The sequence below is a fragment of the Streptomyces anandii JCM 4720 genome, assembly GCF_014650655.1.
GTDB classification, from domain to species: Bacteria; Actinomycetota; Actinomycetes; order Streptomycetales; family Streptomycetaceae; genus Streptomyces; species Streptomyces anandii.
In genome coordinates this window covers 167,649-186,735 of record NZ_BMVJ01000010.1, presented here as the reverse complement: position 1 = coordinate 186,735, position 19,087 = coordinate 167,649, and the positions used below count along the sequence as shown (strand labels likewise).

At 72.8% G+C, this 19,087-nt stretch carries 19 protein-coding genes and 3 pseudogenes; 7 read left to right on the top strand and 15 right to left on the bottom strand.

Annotated elements, in window-relative coordinates:
• Together IE249_RS19810 and IE249_RS19805 are read left to right on the top strand one after the other, a co-directional pair.
• A pseudogene (locus tag IE249_RS19810) lies at nt 1-400 on the top strand (6-phosphogluconate dehydrogenase); the annotation flags it as partial.
• 119 nt (nt 401-519) lie between these two features.
• On the top strand, nt 520-1,185 hold the full coding sequence (locus tag IE249_RS19805) for a TetR/AcrR family transcriptional regulator (RefSeq protein ID WP_189706298.1): 666 nt from the start codon (nt 520-522) through the stop codon (nt 1,183-1,185).
• On the opposite strand, the gene IE249_RS19800 is transcribed toward IE249_RS19805, so the two are convergent.
• Nucleotides 1,182-1,796 (bottom strand): TetR/AcrR family transcriptional regulator, encoded by a 615-nt coding sequence (locus IE249_RS19800; RefSeq protein ID WP_189706296.1) that lies wholly within the window; start codon nt 1,794-1,796, stop codon nt 1,182-1,184. The two genes, IE249_RS19805 and IE249_RS19800, sit on opposite strands and share 4 nt — an antisense overlap.
• 163 nt (nt 1,797-1,959) lie before the next feature.
• Between IE249_RS19800 and IE249_RS19795 the strand changes: the two genes are divergently transcribed.
• Nucleotides 1,960-2,844, top strand: coding sequence for an NAD(P)-dependent oxidoreductase (locus IE249_RS19795; RefSeq protein WP_189706294.1), 885 nt, complete (start codon nt 1,960-1,962; stop codon nt 2,842-2,844).
• Here IE249_RS19795 and IE249_RS19790 read toward each other — a convergent pair.
• On the bottom strand, nt 2,841-3,317 hold the full coding sequence (locus IE249_RS19790) for a PPOX class F420-dependent oxidoreductase (protein ID WP_189706292.1): 477 nt from the start codon (nt 3,315-3,317) through the stop codon (nt 2,841-2,843). The genes IE249_RS19795 and IE249_RS19790 overlap by 4 nt on opposite strands.
• A 126-nt stretch (nt 3,318-3,443) precedes the next feature.
• Between IE249_RS19790 and IE249_RS19785 the strand changes: the two genes are divergently transcribed.
• Both IE249_RS19785 and IE249_RS19780 read left to right on the top strand, forming a co-directional pair.
• A complete protein-coding gene (locus tag IE249_RS19785; RefSeq protein ID WP_373304419.1) occupies nt 3,444-4,784 on the top strand; it encodes an MFS transporter in 1,341 nt (446 codons plus the stop codon).
• 91 nt (nt 4,785-4,875) lie between these two features.
• Nucleotides 4,876-6,141: a serine hydrolase domain-containing protein gene (locus tag IE249_RS19780; protein ID WP_189706288.1), complete on the top strand. Its 1,266-nt coding sequence runs from the start codon at nt 4,876-4,878 to the stop codon at nt 6,139-6,141.
• Between the two features lie 89 nt (nt 6,142-6,230).
• Here IE249_RS19780 and ribA read toward each other — a convergent pair whose 3' ends face one another.
• Nucleotides 6,231-6,890: a GTP cyclohydrolase II gene (gene ribA, locus IE249_RS19775; RefSeq protein ID WP_189706286.1), complete on the bottom strand. Its 660-nt coding sequence runs from the start codon at nt 6,888-6,890 to the stop codon at nt 6,231-6,233.
• A 38-nt stretch (nt 6,891-6,928) separates the two neighbouring features.
• Here ribA and IE249_RS19770 point away from each other — a divergent pair.
• Nucleotides 6,929-7,678: pseudogene (locus tag IE249_RS19770) on the top strand (creatininase family protein); the annotation flags it as partial.
• On the opposite strand, the gene IE249_RS37885 reads toward IE249_RS19770, so the two are convergent.
• From IE249_RS37885 to IE249_RS19750, 5 genes are all read right to left on the bottom strand, one after another.
• On the bottom strand, nt 7,561-8,862 hold the full coding sequence (locus tag IE249_RS37885; protein ID WP_229858857.1) for a lysylphosphatidylglycerol synthase transmembrane domain-containing protein: 1,302 nt from the start codon (nt 8,860-8,862) through the stop codon (nt 7,561-7,563). The pseudogene IE249_RS19770 and the gene IE249_RS37885 overlap by 118 nt on opposite strands.
• On the bottom strand, nt 8,859-9,857 hold the full coding sequence (locus tag IE249_RS19765; RefSeq protein WP_229858855.1) for a methyltransferase domain-containing protein: 999 nt from the start codon (nt 9,855-9,857) through the stop codon (nt 8,859-8,861). Before IE249_RS19765 ends, IE249_RS37885 begins: the two co-directional genes overlap by 4 nt.
• A gap of 140 nt (nt 9,858-9,997) precedes the next feature.
• Entirely contained in the window at nt 9,998-11,197 is a 1,200-nt protein-coding gene (locus IE249_RS19760) for a glycosyltransferase family 4 protein (protein WP_189706280.1), read from the bottom strand.
• A complete protein-coding gene (locus IE249_RS19755) occupies nt 11,194-11,592 on the bottom strand; it encodes a 6-pyruvoyl trahydropterin synthase family protein (protein ID WP_189706278.1) in 399 nt (132 codons plus the stop codon). Before IE249_RS19755 ends, IE249_RS19760 begins: the two co-directional genes overlap by 4 nt.
• A gap of 180 nt (nt 11,593-11,772) precedes the next feature.
• Entirely contained in the window at nt 11,773-12,759 is a 987-nt protein-coding gene (locus IE249_RS19750; RefSeq protein WP_189706276.1) for a zinc-dependent alcohol dehydrogenase, read from the bottom strand.
• Nucleotides 12,760-12,868: 109 nt separating this feature from the next.
• Here IE249_RS19750 and IE249_RS19745 point away from each other — a divergent pair, with 109 nt between their 5' ends.
• Nucleotides 12,869-13,666 carry a CDP-alcohol phosphatidyltransferase family protein gene (locus IE249_RS19745; protein WP_189706274.1) on the top strand — a complete coding sequence of 266 codons (798 nt, stop codon included), beginning with the start codon at nt 12,869-12,871 and terminating at the stop codon, nt 13,664-13,666.
• Between the two features lie 87 nt (nt 13,667-13,753).
• Here IE249_RS19745 and IE249_RS19740 read toward each other — a convergent pair whose 3' ends face one another.
• From IE249_RS19740 to IE249_RS19715, 7 genes and pseudogenes are all read right to left on the bottom strand, one after another.
• A complete protein-coding gene (locus IE249_RS19740; protein ID WP_189706272.1) occupies nt 13,754-14,530 on the bottom strand; it encodes a YcnI family protein in 777 nt (258 codons plus the stop codon).
• Nucleotides 14,455-15,225: a hypothetical protein gene (locus IE249_RS19735; protein WP_308434376.1), complete on the bottom strand. Its 771-nt coding sequence runs from the start codon at nt 15,223-15,225 to the stop codon at nt 14,455-14,457. Before IE249_RS19735 ends, IE249_RS19740 begins: the two co-directional genes overlap by 76 nt.
• 326 nt (nt 15,226-15,551) lie before the next feature.
• Nucleotides 15,552-16,541: a hypothetical protein gene (locus tag IE249_RS19730; protein WP_189706270.1), complete on the bottom strand. Its 990-nt coding sequence runs from the start codon at nt 16,539-16,541 to the stop codon at nt 15,552-15,554.
• Between the two features lie 154 nt (nt 16,542-16,695).
• Nucleotides 16,696-16,767 (bottom strand): annotated as a pseudogene (locus tag IE249_RS40365) (hypothetical protein); the annotation flags it as partial.
• A gap of 312 nt (nt 16,768-17,079) precedes the next feature.
• On the bottom strand, nt 17,080-17,778 hold the full coding sequence (locus IE249_RS19725) for a hypothetical protein (RefSeq protein WP_189706268.1): 699 nt from the start codon (nt 17,776-17,778) through the stop codon (nt 17,080-17,082).
• A 171-nt stretch (nt 17,779-17,949) separates the two neighbouring features.
• On the bottom strand, nt 17,950-18,408 hold the full coding sequence (locus IE249_RS19720; protein ID WP_189706266.1) for a hypothetical protein: 459 nt from the start codon (nt 18,406-18,408) through the stop codon (nt 17,950-17,952).
• A gap of 120 nt (nt 18,409-18,528) precedes the next feature.
• The coding region (locus tag IE249_RS19715) for a hypothetical protein (RefSeq protein ID WP_189706264.1) at nt 18,529-19,087 on the bottom strand (559 nt) is incomplete at its 5' end.

Sequence of the window (19,087 nt, the reverse complement as noted above, 5' to 3'; positions counted from 1 at the left end):
CGCGAAGATGGTCCACAACGGCATCGAGTACGCGATGATGCAGGCCTACGCCGAGGGCTGGGAGCTGCTGGAGAAGGTCGAGTCCGTGGACAACGTCCGCGAGGTCTTCCGCTCCTGGCAGGAGGGCACGGTGATCCGCTCCTGGCTGCTGGACCTCGCCGTCGACGCGCTCGACGACGACGAGCACCTCCAGAAGCTGCGCGGCTACGCGGAGGACTCGGGCGAGGGCCGCTGGACCGTGGAGGCGGCCATCGACAACGCCGTTCCGATGCCCGCGATCACCGCCTCGCTCTTCGCCCGGTTCTCCTCCCGCCAGGAGGACTCCCCGCAGATGAAGATGGTCGCCGCGCTGCGCAACCAGTTCGGCGGGCACGCCGTGGAGTCGGCGAAGCAGGGCTGACGCGCCTCAGCAGGGGGCCGGGACCGGGACGACGGTCCCGGCCCCCTCCGTATGTCCGCCGGCGCGCGCTGTTCCTACAATCACGAGCCCGCACGTGCGCCCGCGCCCGAAGGAACGTGATGACCAGCGCCGACGAACCGGCACGCCCCGAAGGGCGCACCCATGACGCCGCCCGCACCCGGGCCGAGATCCTCGACGTGGCCACCCAGGAGTTCGCCCGGACGGGATACGACGGCGCCCGAGTGGACGAGATCGCCGCCCGCACCCGTACCACGAAGCGGATGATCTACTACTACTTCGGCGGCAAGGAGCAGTTGTTCGCGGCCGTGCTGGACCGGGCGTACGAGGTGATCCGCGACGCCGAGCAGCGGCTGGACGTGGACCACCTGGACCCGGTCGCGGCGATCCGGCGGCTGGCGGAGCTGATCTTCGACCACCACGAGCGGCACCCGGACTTCATCCGCCTGGTGTCCATCGAGAACATCCGCGGGGCGGGGCATGTCGCCGCCTCGGACAGGATCGGCAGGATCGGCTCGCCGACGCTGGGGACGATGCGCCGCATCCTCGCCTCGGGCCGGGAGTCCGGGCTGTTCACGGCCGACGTGGACGCCGTCGACCTGCACGCGATGATCAGTTCCTTCTGCTTCTTCCGGGTGGCCAACCGGCACACCTTCGGCGCCCTGTTCGGCCGCGATCTGCTCGCCCCGACGCGGCGCGAGCACTACCGCACGATGCTCGGCGACATGGTGATCGCCTATCTGACGGCGGAGCGGACCTCCGGCTAGGCGCCCGCGCCGCCGGCGTGGCCGGGGGCCACCGCAGCGTCGAGGAGGGGGCCCAGTTCGCGGGCCACGGTCTTCAGGGGGCCCACGCCGCCCTCGGCACGGGCCATGATGATGGCGCCCTCCAGGGAGCTGATCATGAGCGTGGCGAGCGGTTCGGCGCGCGCCGCCGGCACTCCGAGGCCGGTGAGGGCCTCGGTGACCGGTCCGCGCCAGCCGGCGAAGGCGGCGGCCGCCGCCTCGCGCGTGGAGGCGGCCGAGGCCGCGCAGTCGACGGTCGCCGCGGCCACCGGGCAGCCGGCGAGGGAGCCGGTCGTCTCGTACTCCTCGATCCACTGCCCCGCCATCGCGGCGAACAGGCCGCTCGGCCTGGGTTCCGCGAGGCCGGCCGTGAAGCGGGCGACGCGCCGGCCGGCGTACCGCCCCGCCCATGCGACGGCCTCGTTGACGAGCTGTTCCTTGCCGCCCGGGAAGTAGTGCTGGAGCGACCCGCGCGGCGCCCGGGCGTGGGCGGCGACTTCCCGCATGCCCGTGGCACCCACGCCGTCGCGGCGGATGAGCTGGGCCGCGCTGAAGACCATCCGCTCGCGCGGACCCTTCCCGGACCCCGTCATCTGCTACCTCCGGCACACCGCGACCGACCGATTTCCTCCTCCACTCTATGACCACGGTCATGGACCGAGCTACTATGACCGGCGTCATACATACTTCGGCACCCGTCCCCGTCCCGCCCTTCACGGCTCCCGGACGGCGGCCCTGAGACCCCGGGGTGGTCCCGTGCGCGTCGGTTTCATCGGTCTCGGAGTCATGGGCCTGCCCATGGCGCTCCGGCTCGCCCGTTCGGGCACCGACCTGGTCGTGTGGAACCGCACGGCCGCCCGTACCACGGTGCTGCGCACCGCCGGCGCCGAGGTGGCGGGCGGCCCCGGCGAGGTGTTCGACCGCGCCGGAACCGTGCTGCTGATGCTCGCCGACGAGCAGGCCATCGACACGGTGCTGGACCGGGGCGGCCCGGACTTCGCCGGCCGGGTGGCGGGCCGGCTGGTCGTCCACATGGGCACGACCTCGCCGGAGTACTCCCGCTCCCTGGAGGCCGACGTCCGCGCGGCGGGCGGGAGTTACGTCGAAGCGCCCGTGTCCGGCTCGCGCGTCCCGGCGGAGAAGGGCGAGCTGGTGGCGATGCTCGCCGGACAGGAGAAGGCGGTGTCGGCGGTACGGCCGCTGCTCGCGCCGATGTGCCGGGAGACCTTCGTGTGCGGCGCCACCCCCGGCGCGCTGCTGATGAAGCTCTCGGTGAACCTGTTCCTGATCACGCTGGTGACCGGGCTCACCGAGGCCTATCACTTCGCCGACCGCCAGGGGCTGGACCGAGAGCTGTTCCTCGACGTGCTGGGCGCCGGACCGATGGCCAGCGCCGCCTCCCGGACGAAGGCGCCCAAGCTGCTAGCCGGGGACTTCTCGGTGCAGGCGGCCGTCCTCGACGTCCTGAAGAACAACCGGCTCGTCGCGCAGGCCGCCCGCGCCTCGGGCATCGCCTCGCCGCTGCTCGACGTGTGCCACGACCTGTTCGGCGAGACGGTCGCCCTCGGACACGGCGGCGAGGACATGGTGGCGGTCCTGCGCGCCATCGAGGCACGGACCGCCGGCGCGACACGCGGCTAGCCCTTGTTGGCGCCCTTCGGGATCCCGTACACCCGCTCGACCCTCAGCCGCAGCACGAGCCGGCGGTCGCGGACCATCGCGGCGCGGTAGTCGTCCCAGTCGGGGTGCTCTCCGAGGACGTCCCGGTACAGGCGCACCAGTTCGTCGACGGTCTCGTCGTGCGGGTCCGCGGCGACCGGGGAGAGCTCGGCGGTGCCCTCGGCGACCGTGTAGGCCCAGCGGTCGGCGCTGGTGACGTGGTACGAGACCCGCGCGTCGCGGCGCGCGTTGCGGGTCTTGGCGCGGTCGTCCGTGACCGAGACACGGATGACACGCTCGTCCGGACAGTAGGCGTGGCTGACGTTCGACAGCTGCGGGCGCCCGTCCCGCTTGAGGGTGACCAGCACCCCGCCGTGTCCCTCACCGAGCAGCGCGAGCAGACGCTCCTGGGAGTCGTCCGGCGCCGAGTCCTGCTTCGTCGTGTCGTGAGTCATGCCCTCAGTCATACCCGTAGACACTGTCTACCCATGCTGGTAGACAGTGTCTATGAGCTTCCGTCATGAGCTGCCGGGCAGCGGTCACTCGGACCCGCGGGACGCCGGGTGAGCCGCCGCCCCGCCCTGACCCTCGTGAGCAGTGTGGCCGGGGCGTCGGTCGTCGCCCTGGACGGCACGGTCCTCACGGTCGCGCAGCCCACGCTCCAGCGTGACCTCGGCGCGTCCTTCGAGCAGGTCCAGTGGACGAGTACCGCGTATCTCGTGGCGGTGGCCGGGCTGCTGGTACTCGGCGGGCGGCTCGGCGACCGCCACGGGCACCGGCCCCTGTTCGCGGCCGGGATGCTCGGCTTCGGCGCCGCGTCCGCCGGCATCGCGCTCGCCCCCGGCATCGGCTGGGTGATCGCGCTGCGCGCCCTCCAGGGTGTGTGCGGAGCGCTGCTCCAGCCCGCCACCCTGGGCATGCTGCGGACCGCGTTCCCGCCGGAACGGCTCGGCAGGCCCATCGCGGTGCGCACGGCCGCGATCGCGCTGTCGGCCGCGGCCGGGCCGGTGGCGGGCGGGGCGCTGGTGACGACCCTGGGCTGGCGGGCGGTGTTCCTGCTCGGCGTCGGACCCGCCCTGCTCTTCGGCCTGCTCGCCCTCGCGCTCCCCCGGGACCGGCGGCCCCGGTCCGCACCGGCCGTGCCGCTCGGCCTGCCCGGTGCGCTGCTGCTCGCGGTGGCCCTCGGCTGTGCCGTGGACATCCTGGTCACGCTGCCCGGTCCGGGCTGGACGGCACCGGTCGTGGCCGCCGTAGCCGGTACCGCCCTGGTCCGCCACGAGCGCCGTACCGCCGTACCGCTGCTGCCGCCCGGCCTCGCCGGCTCGCCCGCCGTCACCTCCGCGCTGCTGCTCCTGGTGGCGGCCTCGGCCGCCCTGTCCGGCACGCTGTTCGTCACGACGTACGTCCTTCAGGACACTCTCGGCCTGGCTCCCCTCGACAGCGCCCTGCGGGCCCTGCCCCTGCCCGCACTGATGATCCTGGCGGCATCGCTGTCCCCCGTCCTGTCCCGCTGCCTTGGGGAGCGGCGCACGGTGCCCGCGGCGGCGGCCGTGCTCGCCGCGGGCGCGCTGGTGCTCGCCCGGGAGACGGGCGCCTTCGCCGTGTGCGCCGGCTTCGCGCTGCTCGGCGCCGGATTCGGCACGGTGATGGTGGCGGCCACACAGGTCGTCGTTCGGGAGGCGGCGGCCTCCGCGGCCGGGGTCGCGGGCGGGCTGCAGCAGACCGCGATGAACGTGGGACCGGCGCTGGGCGTGGCGGTGGCGGTCACCCTGCGGGGCTCCGCGGCGGACGGTGTGCCGCCGTCGGCGGTCCTCGGCGCGGTGGCGCTGCTGGCGGGGGCGGCGGCCGGGCGGGCGCTGCCGGGACGCCGGCCCGTGACCGGCCCCGGCCGGCGGGAGCGTGCGCCCGCCTCCGCGCGGTGACGAGGTTGGGGAGCGGGGGCGGAGGGGTAGTCCGCAGACGTTCCCGTACGACCCCGTACGAACCTCGTACGGGAGGGACCGGAGGTGGGCGATGGCACGGCTGCGGCAGGACGTCGAGCCGGACGAGGCCGGGCTGGACGCGAAGGCGCTCGACCGCCTCGACCGGCACCTGGCCCGTCTCGTCGACGACGGACGCATCCCGGGCTACCTCGTGTCCCTGGCGCGGGGCGGACAGGTAGCGCACTTGACCACGTACGGCAGGCGGGACGTGGCGGCCGGGCTGCCCGTCGAGAGCGACACGCTGTGGCGGATCTACTCCATGACCAAACCGGTCACCGCCGTCGCCGTCCTGCTGCTGGCCGAGGAGGGCCGGCTCTCGCTCGACGACCCGCTGGAGCGCCATCTGCCGGCCTTCGCCGACCCGCGCGTGTACGTGAGCGGCTCCGGCGACGACGTCGTCACCCGCCCCGCCGCCGGGCCGGTGCTGCTGCGGCATCTGCTCACCCACACCGCGGGCCTGACGTTCGCCTTCTACCACGCCCACCCGGTCGACGCGCTCTACCGCGCGGCCGGCCTCGCCTCGTCCGTGCCGCCGGGCGCGGACCTCGCCGGGACCATGGACGTGTACGCGCGCCTGCCGCTGCAGTTCGACCCCGGCACACAGTGGAACTACTCGGTCGCGAGCAACGTACTGGGGCGGGTGATCGAGGTGGTGTCCGGGCAGCCGCTCGACGCGTTCTTCGCGGAGCGGATCCTGGGCCCGCTCGGCATGACCGACACCGGCTTCGAGGTCACGGACGAACAGGCGGGCAGGCTGGCCGAGTTGTACGGGCAGACGGACACCGACGCCGAGGCAGGTCCCGGCACCGGTCCCGGCATTGGAGCCATCGAGCCGATCGCGGGACTGCCGCTGCGCGGCCGTCCGCGCTTCCTGTCGGGCAGCGGCGGCCTGGTGGCGAGCGCGCACGACATGCACCGCTTCATGGAACTGCTGCGCCGCCGCGGCGAGTTGGACGGCGTCCGCCTCCTCGCCCCGCACACCGTCGACCTGATGACCCGCAACCACCTTCCCGGCGGCGCCGACCTGCGCTCCTGCGGCAGCCGTCCCGCCCACGACGAACCGGGCAACGACGGCGTGGGCTTCGGCTTCAACGTCTCGGTCGTGATCGACCCCTCGCGCACCCAGGCTCCGTCGGGCCTCGGCACGTACGGCTGGAGCGGGGTGGCGACGACCACGTTCTGGGTCGACCCGGCCCGCGACCTGACCTTCCAGTTCATGACCCAGGTCCGCCCGAAGACCTCGCTGCGGCTCTACCCCGAGCTGAAGCGACTGGTGCACGAGGCGGTCCTGGACTGAGGCCCGCCAGTCCGTGTCTCGTACCGGATGGCCCGGGCGCGGGGCGCCGGCCGCGGACCGGCCGGCGCTCGCGGCCCCCGCCCCACCGGTCAGGACAGGTGCGCCACCGCGTCCAGGTGCGGAAGGTGGTGGTCCATCCGCTCCCGCTTGGTGCGCAGGTAGGTGATGTTGCTCTCGCACGGCGGGATCAGCAGCGGCACCTGCTCGGCGACCTGGATGCCGTGCCGTACCAGCGCCTCGCGCTTGAGCGGGTTGTTGGACATCAGCCGCACCGAGCGCACCCCGAGGTCGTGCAGCATCCCGGCCGCGACGCCGTAGTCACGGGCGTCGACGGGCAGCCCGAGGGCGAGGTTGGCCTCGACCGTGTCCAGGCCCTCCGCCTGGAGGGCCATCGCGCGCAGCTTGGCGAGCAGTCCTATGCCCCGGCCCTCGTGGCCCCTCAAGTACACGACGATTCCGCTGCCTTCGGCGACGACCGCGCGCATCGCGGCGGCCAGCTGGTCGCCGCACTCGCAGTGCTGCGAGCCGAAGGCGTCACCGGTCAGGCACTCCGAGTGCAGCCGGACCAGGACCCGCTCGGTGCCGATGTCCCCGTGGACGAGCGCCACTTGCTCGTCGCCGCGGTCGTGGTCCATGTAGCCGACCGCCTGGAATTTCCCGTAGACGGTGGGCAGGGGGGCGTTCACGACCCGTTCCACACCCGTGCGCCGTGAGGTCTTCTTGCCGAGTACGCCGAGGTTTTCTGTCATGATCTGGATCCTAAGCAGAGACGAAAGGCCGGAAAACAATGAGTGGTTCGGGAACGCGGCCGACGGCATATGGTCTGTTGCCGGCGGACACCACGCAAGACGTACGGAATCGAGGCGCGGACCTCTCACGGCAGGTCGCCGTCCTGCCGGTGGGGAGTTTCGAGCAGCACGGCCCGTTCCTGCCGCTGGCGACCGACACGCTGGTCGCCTGTGCCATCGCCCGGGAGATCGCCGACGCGTATCCCGTGCACCTCCTTCCACCGGTGACGATCTCCTGCTCGCACGAGCACGCGGCCTGGCCGGGGACCGTCAGCATCTCCTCTGTGACCCTTCATGCGGTGGTACGGGACATCGCGGACTCGCTGCGCCGCTCGGGCGTCGCGGCCCTGGTCGTCGTCAACGGCCACGGCGGCAACTACGTGCTGGGCAACGTGGTTCAGGAGTCCTCCGCGCGGGGCGAGCACATCGCGCTCTTCCCGGCCGCCGAGGACTGGGAGGAGGCCCGCGTCCGGGCCGGGGTGCGCACCTCGCTGCTCGCCGACATGCACGCGGGGGAAATCGAGACCTCCATTCTTCTGCACGCTCATCCCGAAATGGTCCGGGCCGGCCACGAGTCCGCCGATTTCACCGCGGACGACCGGCGCCATCTCCTCACCGTCGGAATGTCCGCCTATACCGAATCGGGCGTCATCGGCCGTCCTTCCCTGGGCTCGGCGGAAAAGGGGAAGGAACTGCTGGCGAGCCTCGCCGGCGCCTTCGCGCCGTATTTCGAGTTGCTCACCTCGGGCGCGGACGCTGACGCGGACAAGGACACGGGCGCTGGTGCCGACTCGGAATCCGCGAACTCGCCGTCCGGGAGCGGCGGTTCGTCCGAGTAGGCGCCGGACGGGGCTCCGGACACGGTCCGGGCGCGCAGTCGGGTGTACCAGCGGGCCACCAGGACGAGCGCGCCCGGCAGCGCGGCCACGAAGCTCAGCACCCCGTACACCACGGCCACCGCGAGCCCGGTGCTCGCGCCGAGCCCCGCCGCCCCGAACGCCCAGGCGGTGGCGCCCTCGCGGGGCCCGAAGCCGCCCACGTTGAGCGGCAGTCCCATGGCGACCAGCGCCAGGACGGCCAGCGGCAGCAGCACCGCCACCGGGGCCGGCGAGCCCGCCACCCGGGCGGCGACGACGAACATCACGACGTGCCCGGCCAGTACGACCACCGAGGACAGCGCCACGCCCGGCCCGTTGCGCCGGGACAGCAGGCCCTCGCGCAGTTCGCTCAGGGTACGGCGCACGGCCCGGCCCCGTCGTGAGGACGGCCGGTTCATGCGCAGCGCGAGGAGCACGGCGAACGCCCCCGCGGCGGCGAGGGCGGCGAGCGGCGCGAACTGCCGGGCGTCGGCACGGACCGGGGACGGCAGCGTGAGCAGCACCGCGGCCCCGGTCACCGCGAGGGTGATCTGCCCGGCGACCCGTTCGAGGACCACGGCCCGCACGCCGCGTCCGATGTCACCGGCGCTCTGCCCGTGCCGCACCGCGCGGTGTACGTCGCCGAGCACACCGCCGGGCAGGGCCGCGTTCAGGAACAGCGCGCGGTAGTAGTCGGCCACGGCGGCGCCGAGCGGCAGCCGGATGCGCAGCGCGCGGGCCACCAACTGCCAGCGCCAGGCGCTGAACACGGTGGTGACCAGCCCCACGGCGAGCGCCGCCACCAGCGTGGGCGCGTCGATCCGTCGCAGCCCCTGGAGGAACACCCCGGTGCCCAGCCGCCACAGCAGCACGGCGAGGATGGCGACGCCCGCGACCGTGCTGAAGTGGGTTCGCAAGGCACGGGCGTTGAGACGGGCGAGGAGGGCGCGCGGGCGCAGGCCGCCCTGTTCAGCATCCGTACCCCGGTCTCCGGAAGCCTCCTGGGTGCCGCGCCCTGCGGGCTCGGCCGGGTCCGCCGCCCGCACCAGGAGTGCGTCCAGTGTCTGCACGCTCATCCGGCACCGCCCGTCGGCCGGGACAGGGCGAGCAGGTCGCTGTGGTGGACGACGACCTGCAACTCCCCGGCCGCGCAGGCCTCCAGTCGCTCGGCGAGATAGCCCTCCGCGCGCTCCTTCAGCTCCGGCCGCTGCTCCACGGCCGCGCCGACCCAGCCGCGCAGCCACTGGGCGGTCAGCTCACGGTGCTCGGGCCCCAGGCGCCACGCGCTCGGGTGCGCGTGCACGGTGGCGCCCCGCTCACCGAAGGCGTCGCAGGCCACGTCGACCGCGTCCGGACCGAGCAGGCCGTCCCGGCGCTGGTGGGCGTTGAACGCCTCGGTGATCTCGGCGTCCATCGGGTGGGCCGGGGTGAGGTCGACGCGGCCGACCACCGACAGGGTGAGCAGCGCCGGGCAGCCGGCCCCGGCGCAGGCGGCGGCGAGGTTGGCGACCTCCTCGTGGGTGAGGACGTCCAGCAGCGCGGACGCGGTCACCAGATGGGCTCCGGTCAGGGAGTCCGGGGTCAGCCGGGCCACGTCGCCTCGCCGGGTCTCCACGCTGACCCGGCTGCCGTCCGCGGCCGCGCGCGGGGAGGCGACGGCGGCGAAGTGCAGCAGGTAGGGGTCGCGGTCGTGCAGGACCCAGTGCTGGGCGCCGTCCAGCCGGGGCGCGAGCCAGCGGCCCATCGAGCCGGTGCCGCAGCCGAGGTCGTGCACGACCAGACCGCCGTGCAGGTTCGGCAGGTTGGCGAGCCGGATGCGCAGCGGGTCCAGCAGCAGGGCCGCCCGCGCCTGAGCGTCCGCGACCTCCCGGAGCTGGAGCCACTCGGGTGCGTACCGGGGTCCCTCCGCCGGCCCGTCCTCGCGCAGCCGCACGGTGGCCCGCTCACCGGGCCGCGGGGCGGGCCCGGCGCCGGGAATCACCGAGCCGGGCTCGGCGCCCGGGATCACGGAGCCGGACTCGGACGCGGGGTCGCTCACGGGCCCGGTCGCAGGGTCGGTCGCGGCGGTCATGGGGGGCCTCCCGGGGTGGTCGGCGGCCGGTGCCGCGTCCGGTACGTCGCGCGGGCCGGACTGGGCCGGTATGCGCCCGCCGCTCCGGCCGGCGCCCGTCGACGGGGTCGTACTCGAGGTCGTACTCGAGGTCGTCTTCCTCATGCCGCCCTCCGGGGCTCGTCCGGCAGCCGGCCCAGCACTCCGGCGAGGCTGCGCGCGGTGGTCGCCCAGCCGTCGAGCGCGGCCCGCCGGCCGCGTGCCGCGGCCTTCAGCCGGCGCCGCACATCGGCCTCGCCGAACCAGCCGCGCAGTTCGGCGGCGAGCGCCGCGGGGTCCTCCGGCGGTACGAGGATGCCGGGCACCCCGCCGTCCGGGGCGCGCCCGACCGCCTCGGGCACACCGCCGACGTCGGTGGCCAGCACGGGGATGCCGCGCGCCAGCGCCTCGGTGACCGCCATGCCGTAGGTCTCCGCGTAGGAGGCGAGGACCATCAGGTCGGCGGTGGCGTAGGTCGCGTCGAGGTCGGCGCCGGCCCTCGGCCCGGCCAGGTGGAAACGGTCCTGCAGGCCGTGCTTGCCGATCAGGGCGCGCAGCCGGGCGACGTAGCCGGGGTCCTGGGTGAGTCCGCCGACGCACACGCAGGTCCATGGCAGGTCGGTGACCGTGGCGAGCGCCTCCACCAGCCGGTGCTGCCCCTTGCGCGGGGTGACGGCGGCGACGCACAGCAGCCGCGAGACGCCGTCGGTGCCGGGGGCGAGCGGCGCGATGTCGGCGCCGGGCGCGGCGACGTGCACCCGGTCGGGCGCGAGGCCGTGGTGGGCGACGAGCCGGCGTACGGCCCAGTCGCTGGTGGCGACGACGGCGGGCACCGCGCGCAGCACCTGCCGTTCCCGGGCGTCGAGTTCGGAGGCCACGGCCGGCTCGAGCCCGGTCTCGTCACCGAGCGGCAGGTGCACGAGCACGGCCAGGCGCAGCCGTTCGGCCTCGGGCACGACGACCTCGGGCACGCCGCAGGCGACGAGCCCGTCGAGGAGGACGACGGCGCCGTCCGGCAGCTCCCGCAGGACGCGGGCGAGTTCCGCGCGGTCCCGGGCGCCGGGCCGGGGCCAGGTGCCGTCCACGACGTGCGGCCTGACCTGCCAGCCGAAGCCGGGCAGGTCGAGGCTGACCCGGCGGTCGTAGGCGTTGCCGCCGCTCGGCGTGGCCGGGTCGTCGACACCGCCCGGAAGGACGAAGTGCACGGTGCGCAGGGACATGGGGATGATCCCGACGTTGTCCAGGCCCGCGCGCTGGGCGGGCACGTAGGCGAGGGCGGACGCGCCGCCGGCGGGCGCCCGGTCGATGGTCGTGTCCGTCACAGGGCACGCTCGTAACTCGCCCAGGCGACGTGCGACTCGTGGAGCGTGACGGTCAGGCCCGCGAGGCCCTTGGCACCCTCCCCCAGGGCGCCCTTGTGGATCCGCTCGGCCAGCCGGTCGGCGACGACCTTGGCGAGGAACTCGGTGGAGGTGTTGATGCCGGCGAAGTCGGGTTCGTTGTCGAGGTTGCGGTAGTTCAGCTCGCTCACGACCGCGCCCAGCTCCTGGGTGGCCAGCCCGATGTCGACGACGATGTTGTCGTCGTCCAGCTGCTCGCGCCGGAAGGTGGCGTCCACGAGGAACGTGGCTCCGTGCAGCCGCTGCGCGGGCCCGAACACCTCGCCGTGGAAGCTGTGGGCGATCATGATGTGATCGCGGACGGTGATGCTGAACAACGGACGACCCTCCAGGTGCGGCGCGTCTGGCCCCCCGGCCTATCCCTGCCGGGGGATGCCGTGTAGTACGGCTGCACCCTTCCCGTTGTTCAGCCCGCTCTCACTCTTTTCTCAGGTCAGGCGCTCTTGTGGTTCCGGTGTGAACGGCAGCCCCCCGGACACCTCGCCTCTCATGCCCACTCACGCCCGGCCGTCGCCCTCGTACCGGATGCGGTGGCACAGGGCGGGGATCTCCCCGGAGGCGAGGCGGGGCATGACCTCGGGCAGCTCCTCGAACGAGCTCTCCCCCGTGATCAGGGCGTCCAGCGCTGGGTCGGCGAGCAGGTCGAGGGCGAGGGCGAGCCGGTCGGCGTAGGTGCGGCCGGCACGGCGCGGGGAGACGGTGCCGACCTGGCTGCTGCGGATGACCAGGCGGCGCGAGTGGAAGGCCTCGCCGAGCGGCAGGGCGACGCGGCGGTCGCCGTACCAGCTCAGTTCCACGACCGTGCCCTCGGGGCTGAGGAGTTCGAGGGCGCGGGTGAGGCCCTGCTCGGTGGCGCTGGCGTGCACGACGAGGTCGCAGCCGCCGAGGGCGTCCCCGGGCAGGGCGAAGCCGACGCCGAGGGCCTCGGCGACCCCTGCCCGCGCCGGGTCGGCGTCCACCAACTGCACCCGTACCCCCGGGAAGCGGGCGAGCAGCGCGGCCACCGAGCAGCCGACCATGCCGCCGCCGACCACGGCGATCCGGTCGCCGATCAGGGGCGCGGCGTCCCACAGCGCGTTGACGGCGGTCTCCACGGTGCCGGCGAGGACGGCCCGTTCGGCGGGCACTGCGGACGGCACCGGGGTGACGGCGCTCGCGGGGACGACGTAGCGGCTCTGGTGCGGGTAGAGGCAGAAGACGGTACGCCCGAGCAGCCCCTCGGGCCCCTCCTCGACCACCCCCACGTTGAGGTAGCCGTATTTCACCGGCCCGGGGAAGTCGCCCTCCTGGAACGGCGCGCGCATGGCCGCGTGCTGGCTGACGGGCACGCCGCCGCGGAACACCAGGGTCTCGGTGCCCCGGCTGACCCCGGAGTACAGCGTGCGGACGACGACTTCGCCCTCGCCGGGGTCCGGAAGGCTCACCTCACGTATCTCGCCAAGACCGGGCGAGCTGAGCCAGAAGGCGCGGGCGGGACCATTCATCGAGGTTCTCCTGAACGATCGGGAAGTTGTTCACGTACCGAGGTGTGCACAGGCCGCGCACAACGTACGCGGCGTAGATCGACTCTGTCACTCGGCCGGAGGGTGTGCGGTGGCCCTGAACAACACTTACGACGCGAGGCCGGCTCAGCAGGAGACCGCTGTGGGAGCGGGCGTCCAGATCCTGCTGCTGGCCCTGCTCGGCACGGCGATCGGCATGGGGCCGGCGGGCTGGGTGACCGGCCTGGTCTTCGCCATCGCCACCTGGGCGGTGCTCTCGCGGGCACTGCACCGGTCGCGTCTGAGCTCCTTCGGCGCGGCCAACCGGGTGACCCTGGGCCGGGCGACGCTCGTGGGTGGTGTCACGGCGCTGGTCGCGGACTCCTTCGAGAGCGCGCCGCCGGTGTCGGTACTGGTCGGTCTGACGGCCGTGGCCCTGGTCCTGGACGGCGTGGACGGCAAGGTGGCCCGCCGCACCGGCACCTCCACCGCGCTGGGGGCGCGCTTCGACATGGAGGTCGACGCGTTCCTGATCCTGGTGCTGAGCGTCTACGTGTCGATGTCGCTCGGCCCGTGGGTGCTGCTGATCGGCGGCATGCGCTACGCCTTCGTCGCGGCCGCCCGCCTCGCCCCCTGGCTGAACGCCCCGCTCCCACCGAGCACCGCCCGCAAGACGGTGGCCGCCCTCCAGGGCATCCTGCTCCTGCTGGCCGGCGCGGACCTGCTGCCGCACGCGGCGAACCTGGGCGTGGTCCTGCTGGCCCTGGGCCTGCTGGTGTGGTCCTTCGGCCGGGACGTGCTGTGGCTGTGGCGCCGCTCGCGGATGCGCGCGATGGTCGCCGCGGAGGTCGACGAGGTACTGGAGTCGTCGGTGGAGGAGGTCCTGGTGGAGGCCACGCGGGCCGCGTGAGGCGGGGCGGCGGCCGACCCGGCCGGAACGACGAGGGGCCCGGATCACGGGATGTGATCCGGGCCCCTGCGGGTGTCCCCGGCGGCCCTACGACCCCTCGGAGCCCTGGCTGCCCCGCGCTGCCCGTGTCCGTACGAGGGCGAACGCGGCGGCGGCGAGACCGAGGACGCCGACGACCAGCCCGGCGGCACCGAGCCCACGGGCGGTCGAGTCGCTGCCGGCGGTCGCGGTGGTGCCGGCCGCTGGGGCGGACTTGCTGCCAGTGGCCGAGGCGGCGGCCCCCTCGCCCTCCTCGGCGGTGAGCTTGAGCACGGGCGCGGGGTTCTCGGGCTCCTCGCCGCCCTGCGGTTCCTCGATCCACCGGACGACATTGCCGTCCGAGTAGGTCTGCAGGGTCTTGAAGGCCAACTGCCCGGCGTCGTCCGGCAGCTGCCCGAAAGCGACGTCGAAGTCCTGGTACTGCCCCGGCCCGATCTTCCCGCCGGTCCAGGTGATCTCGGACACGGCGTCGGTGATGGTGCCGTCGTCGGTCTTGACCGGCGTCTTGAGCTTGGTCTCGGTGACCTTGGCGGTCCAGCCGTCCTGCGGGGTGACGAGCACACCGAGGAGCGGGTGGTCGGTGGGCAGGAAGACCTGGACCTTGGTGGTGCTCGCCGAGTCCTCCTCGTTGGGCACGCGGAAGGTGAGCACGCCGTCGGTGGCTCCCTTGGCGTAACTCTCGGGGTGCACGGTGACGTGCGCGGAGGCGACACCGGCGGCGGCGAGGATCCCGGCGGCGGCGAGAGCGGTCACCGTGCCGGCACGGCGCAGGACGCGGGTGTGGGCGGTGGGGCCGGCGATGGTGCTGTGGTGTGTCTCGGACATGGCTGAATGGATCTCCGTACAAGAGAGGTGGTGGTTTCCGGGACGTCGTACGGAACCCGTCCCGGCGGCCCGCGCCGCCCCACCGCGTGCCGCAGCAGCAACCGCCGCAGCCGCCGCGCCGCGGAACCGGTGCGCACCCGCGTCACGGCTCGGGCGTGTGCCTCGCCCGGAGCGTGCCGCCACAAGGCGAAGAGCGCGGGCACGAAGCCAACGGTCCGGCGCAGCAGGGACCACAGCGCGGCCTCCCCGCACCGCAACCACCAGGCCGCGACGAGCGCGGCGAGCAGGTGCGCGGCGAGGGCGTGCGGGGTCAGCGTGTGAGGAGGGCGAGCGGAGGAAGCGGAGGCGACGGCCGCGTCCATGGCCATGCGCGAGTGGCCGCCCATGTCCATGTGGGCCATGTCCATGTGGGAACCGGAGGCCACCCGACGGGCCGCGTCGAAGGCGAAGTGCAGCACGGCCTGCGTGGCGAGCATCGCCCCGCCGATCCCGGCCAGCGACCGCTCCCGCCCCCCGAGCAGCCACCCGCCCAGGAACACCCCGAGGAACCCGGCCCCGTCGGCCCACAGCGGCGGCATGGCCCCCACGGCGAGCCCGTGCCCCGCGGCGGCCAGCAGCACACACACCGAGGCGAACACCCCGGCCCGCACCCCCCGCACCACCACCGACACACCCACGCTGCCGGATCCTTCCATGAACAGGGGGTACGGGTGGCCGCGGCGCTCCGTTCACGCGGCTCGCCGCGAGTTCACGCCTGACCTCCTCGTCGTCGGCATGCGACACGATGAAGCCGATGCGGTGTTGTTCTCCAGTGATCCAAAATGCCCGTCACGGGGCGACGAGACGCACGCGCTCCGAAAGCACCGTGCCGACGCCGTCGAAGTCCGCGCCGGCGAGGCCCGCACGAGCCACGCGGTTCCGCAGCCGGCCCCGGCCTCGGACACCGCCCTGCCGCCTCGCCCGCAACCGGTACATGTGGAGCAACGAGGGCGCCACCGGGCGTGTCCCGCCGGCGGACGGTTCAGGCGCGGTGGAACACGTCGAGTGGGCCGTGAGCCGTCGGCTCGCTGTCAGCCAGTTCGGGGTGGTTGCCCACGCGGTCCCTGAGGATGCCGACGGTGTCGGGCCACACGGTGAAGCGCCCTCCGTCGCCGACGAGGATGCGGTCCCAGTCCTGGGAAGCCGAAACGCCGACTCGGTCGATGACGAACCCGCGGCAGACGGCCGCGTCCTGGTCGAGCGTGCGCACCAGTGCAGAGACCGCCTCCTCGCGGTCGGGCACGGGGACGTCGGCGAGGCGCAGCGTGATGCTCTGCGTCGTCTCGTCCGTGCGGCGCACGGTGCCGGTCAGGGACTGGTCGTAGCCCTTCCAGCAGGTGAACTCGATCTCCGAGTACCGGCCGTCGCCCAGAGCAGCGGCCAGGGCTGAGCCATCGCCCATGAGCGGCTCACGGTTTCCGGCCGGTGTCTCGCAGAATCCGAAGAGGGCGTTGGTCAGCGGGTGCGCGGCGGAGAGCCCGGCGGTCTCCAGATGCGTGAGCAGCCGATGGGCGCGCGCGCCGTCCAGCTTCGGCACGTACCAGGTGAAGAAGCCGGCGGCCTTGGGCGGGGTGGCGGCGGGGGCGTTGTCCGGGAACTCCTCCTGGAACACGCGCCTGGCCCGCTCGTCGGGCACGACCGGGACCGTGCAGTCGTTGGCCCGGATGTGGTCCAGGAACTCCTTAGGCAGGGCGGCGTGGTGCCGCCGTACGTAGTGCGTGAGATCGACGGGCCAGAGCCAGGTGCCGTCCGTCATCACGGATCCGGAGCCCACGATCCACTCCTCGCCGGTGAGGACGTCGCGCTCGGCGCCCATCGTGGAGTAGATCTCCAGGCCGGACTCCAGGTAGCCGAGGATACGGTCCTCGTCCCAGGGCCCACTGTCCTGTACGGCGTCCCGCAGCGACGGCGCGTCGTCCGCCGCGGTGGCCTGCCCGCCCGTCTCCCGGTAGAAGCCCGCTCGCTTGATCATTTCCACTCCTGTGAGCCTGCCGCTGGTGGGCCATGGGCAGGCAGGTGCGCCAGTAGCCATTGTTGCCGATGGTGGGGGTCTGGTTGAGACCGAACCGCGGGGACGTGCCCACCTTGCTCGTGGGCGCCGTCACGGGCACGCCGAGCTCATTGGCGACGGATTGCGCCAGGGGCAGCTCGGGCGGTCTCGCGTCCGCGCCGGAGTAGCAGGAGATGAGGCGCACCATGGCGAACCGGCCGCCGCCAGACCGGCCTTCGGCGTGGTCAGCGCCTTGGCGAGGTCGGAGCTGTGCGTATGGAAATGCGGAGCCGACGGTAGATCACCGAGCCGGTTCACTCTCGCGATCCAGGTCAGGAATGGCGAACTTCCGATCAAGGCGCGTCACCGAGGACTGGCACGCCCCTGCGGGAACCGGGAGATCATTCCGCTTCCTCGCCCCGTCCCAGCATCCCGAGGCTCGGACGTGGCTTCCCGGTACTCGGGGATGGGCTCGACCGGGCAGCAAGCGGACACGGCCCACCACACGCCGGCCGCGAGCTCAGTGCAGTGCCACTTCCCACGATCCCGGGTTGCCGGCTTCCTTCCCACTGATCGGGCAACCATCCATCCAAGTGCCGAATCCCGAGGGGTCCTTGCCTGCGGTGGACCAGCCTGCATGCGTGAACTTCGACAGGTCCGCCACGTAGCCGGACGACGTGGGAACGCGAAGGGGAAGCCGGACGGAGACAGTGCGGCCATGTATCTCCGGCCGGGCTTCCACGTCTCCACCCACCACGTCGTTGGTTCCGGATACTTGCACGAACCAACGCGAATCGAGGTACTGCATGCTCACGGCAGGTTCGTCCATGTCGTCCAGACCATCTCCCAGCCACGTCCAGTAGGTGGCGTCCGCTTCCGAACCGAGCTCGGGAGCATTACCGGCGAGCGTGTAGCTCACCGTCACGCCCTTGCTGTCACGCACCGCACGGGCTTCCTTGATCCGCAGGTACGCCGGCGGCTGCGAAGACGACTTCGTGACCGAACCTCCCGCCGCCGTGAAGAACATGTTCTTGGCCCGTCCCGTACAACGCGCCGACATCACCTGGGCGACCGGACGGGCCGACGTCTTGAGCACGGTCTTCGCCGGTGAGGGCTCGACAGATGGGCTCGCGGAAGGAGCAGCGCGACGATGGTCGGCCTGCGGCGCTGCCGCCTCGCCACTGGATGCCTCACCGATGGCGATGAGCCCGGCACTCACACACAGGACGGCCAACAGGGTTCCCAGGCGCCGAACACGCTGCCCGGACGAGAAGGACGGGGGGATCACGGGGACTCCAACAAGTACAGACCGACCGGGACGGTCGAGCCGCTGACTCAGAAAACGTTCCGATGAAGCGCGCAGCAGCAACCGAAGGCTGCCGGCTCTCGCTCACTCCGTCGTCGCCGGAGCGTCGGCAGACCTCCGCTTCTCGTCGACATCCGCGGGGAGGGACTTGTCGGCACGACGGATGCCACGCCGGTCAAACAGACCGAGCACACCGGCCGACCCGGCTCCAAGCGCGCAAAGCAGCGCAACCGCCCCGGTGCCCCAGCCCTTCACGAGGACGACAGCCGGCGCCTCCGCCGCCACGACGGTGACGACCGCCGTCATCCAAGCCTCCCGCCGGCGAGACGGCACGAACGGACGCTTTTCATCCCACGCGATCACGAGCGCGTACGCGGCAGCCGGAGCCACAGCCGCACATCCGACGAACCACGCCCACCGCCACTCGGCCAGCGTCCACATCACGGCGGTCCACACCAGCCACCCGACCACCACAACGGCACATATGGCGACCAGTGCAAGACATCCCTGCGTCGCGTCATCACGGTTGGCAGAACCAGCCATAATCCCTCTTGTCCTGAACGATGTCGCCCTCACGCGTACCGACCGAGCGGAGGACTTCCTTGGTGCACGCCGATTGGCCGAGCTACCACACCTCAGGCCAGGCGGCTTCCGCAGCCCGGCCTACTTGCGGGCAGCGGCCTCGTACCGATCGACCTGGTCGCGCAGGAGCTTGGTGGCCGTGTCGGCTTCCGCGTCCAGGCCGCCCGTGCCGACGTTGATCAGAACGGGCCCGTCGAGGGTGAACTGCTGGAGCATCGTGGAGCCGTCACTGTCGATGCGCAGGCCCAGAGACCGCTCGCCGAGCTTGTCTACGCTCATCGGCGAGTACTTCAGCACGGACCCCTGATAGGTCTCCTGGTGGCAGGTCTCGAGTGCCTTCTCCATCGCGGTGAAGGACTCAGCGGCGTCGCTCGTGCTCGCGTACTGCCGAATTCCGACAGCCGCGACCGTGGCGGTCAGCCCTCCGCCCTTCTGAAAGGTGCGGGTCACCTGGACCTGGACCTTGTGCGGCTGACGGTAGTCGCAGAAGGTCTTGTCGCCCGGGGTGTCGTCGCCTTCGGCCGACCAACCTGCGGGCATCTGCGACAGCGGGAGCAGCGCGGACGTGAGCTGCACCTTGGTGAGGAGCGTTGCTCGTGGAGTCGGGGAGGAGGACGCCAGGGCGGTCGCGGTGGAGCTG

Excerpts from the sequence above, each read along its gene's own strand:
- IE249_RS19740 (WP_189706272.1), bottom strand. The coding sequence starts at position 14,530 with ATGTCCGAGACACACCACAGCACCATCGCCGGCCCCACCGCCCACACC.
- IE249_RS19750 (WP_189706276.1), bottom strand. The coding sequence starts at position 12,759 with ATGAATGGTCCCGCCCGCGCCTTCTGGCTCAGCTCGCCCGGTCTTGGC.
- ribA (WP_189706286.1), bottom strand. The coding sequence starts at position 6,890 with ATGACAGAAAACCTCGGCGTACTCGGCAAGAAGACCTCACGGCGCACG.
- IE249_RS19765 (WP_229858855.1), bottom strand. The coding sequence starts at position 9,857 with ATGACCGCCGCGACCGACCCTGCGACCGGGCCCGTGAGCGACCCCGCG.
- IE249_RS19730 (WP_189706270.1), bottom strand. The coding sequence starts at position 16,541 with ATGATCAAGCGAGCGGGCTTCTACCGGGAGACGGGCGGGCAGGCCACC.
- IE249_RS19780 (WP_189706288.1), top strand. The coding sequence starts at position 4,876 with ATGGCACGGCTGCGGCAGGACGTCGAGCCGGACGAGGCCGGGCTGGAC.
- IE249_RS19735 (WP_308434376.1), bottom strand. The coding sequence starts at position 15,225 with ATGGAAGGATCCGGCAGCGTGGGTGTGTCGGTGGTGGTGCGGGGGGTG.
- IE249_RS19800 (WP_189706296.1), bottom strand. The coding sequence starts at position 1,796 with ATGACGGGGTCCGGGAAGGGTCCGCGCGAGCGGATGGTCTTCAGCGCG.
- IE249_RS19805 (WP_189706298.1), top strand. The coding sequence starts at position 520 with ATGACCAGCGCCGACGAACCGGCACGCCCCGAAGGGCGCACCCATGAC.
- IE249_RS19720 (WP_189706266.1), bottom strand. The coding sequence starts at position 18,408 with ATGGCTGGTTCTGCCAACCGTGATGACGCGACGCAGGGATGTCTTGCA.
- IE249_RS19790 (WP_189706292.1), bottom strand. The coding sequence starts at position 3,317 with ATGACTCACGACACGACGAAGCAGGACTCGGCGCCGGACGACTCCCAG.
- IE249_RS37885 (WP_229858857.1), bottom strand. The coding sequence starts at position 8,862 with ATGAGCGTGCAGACACTGGACGCACTCCTGGTGCGGGCGGCGGACCCG.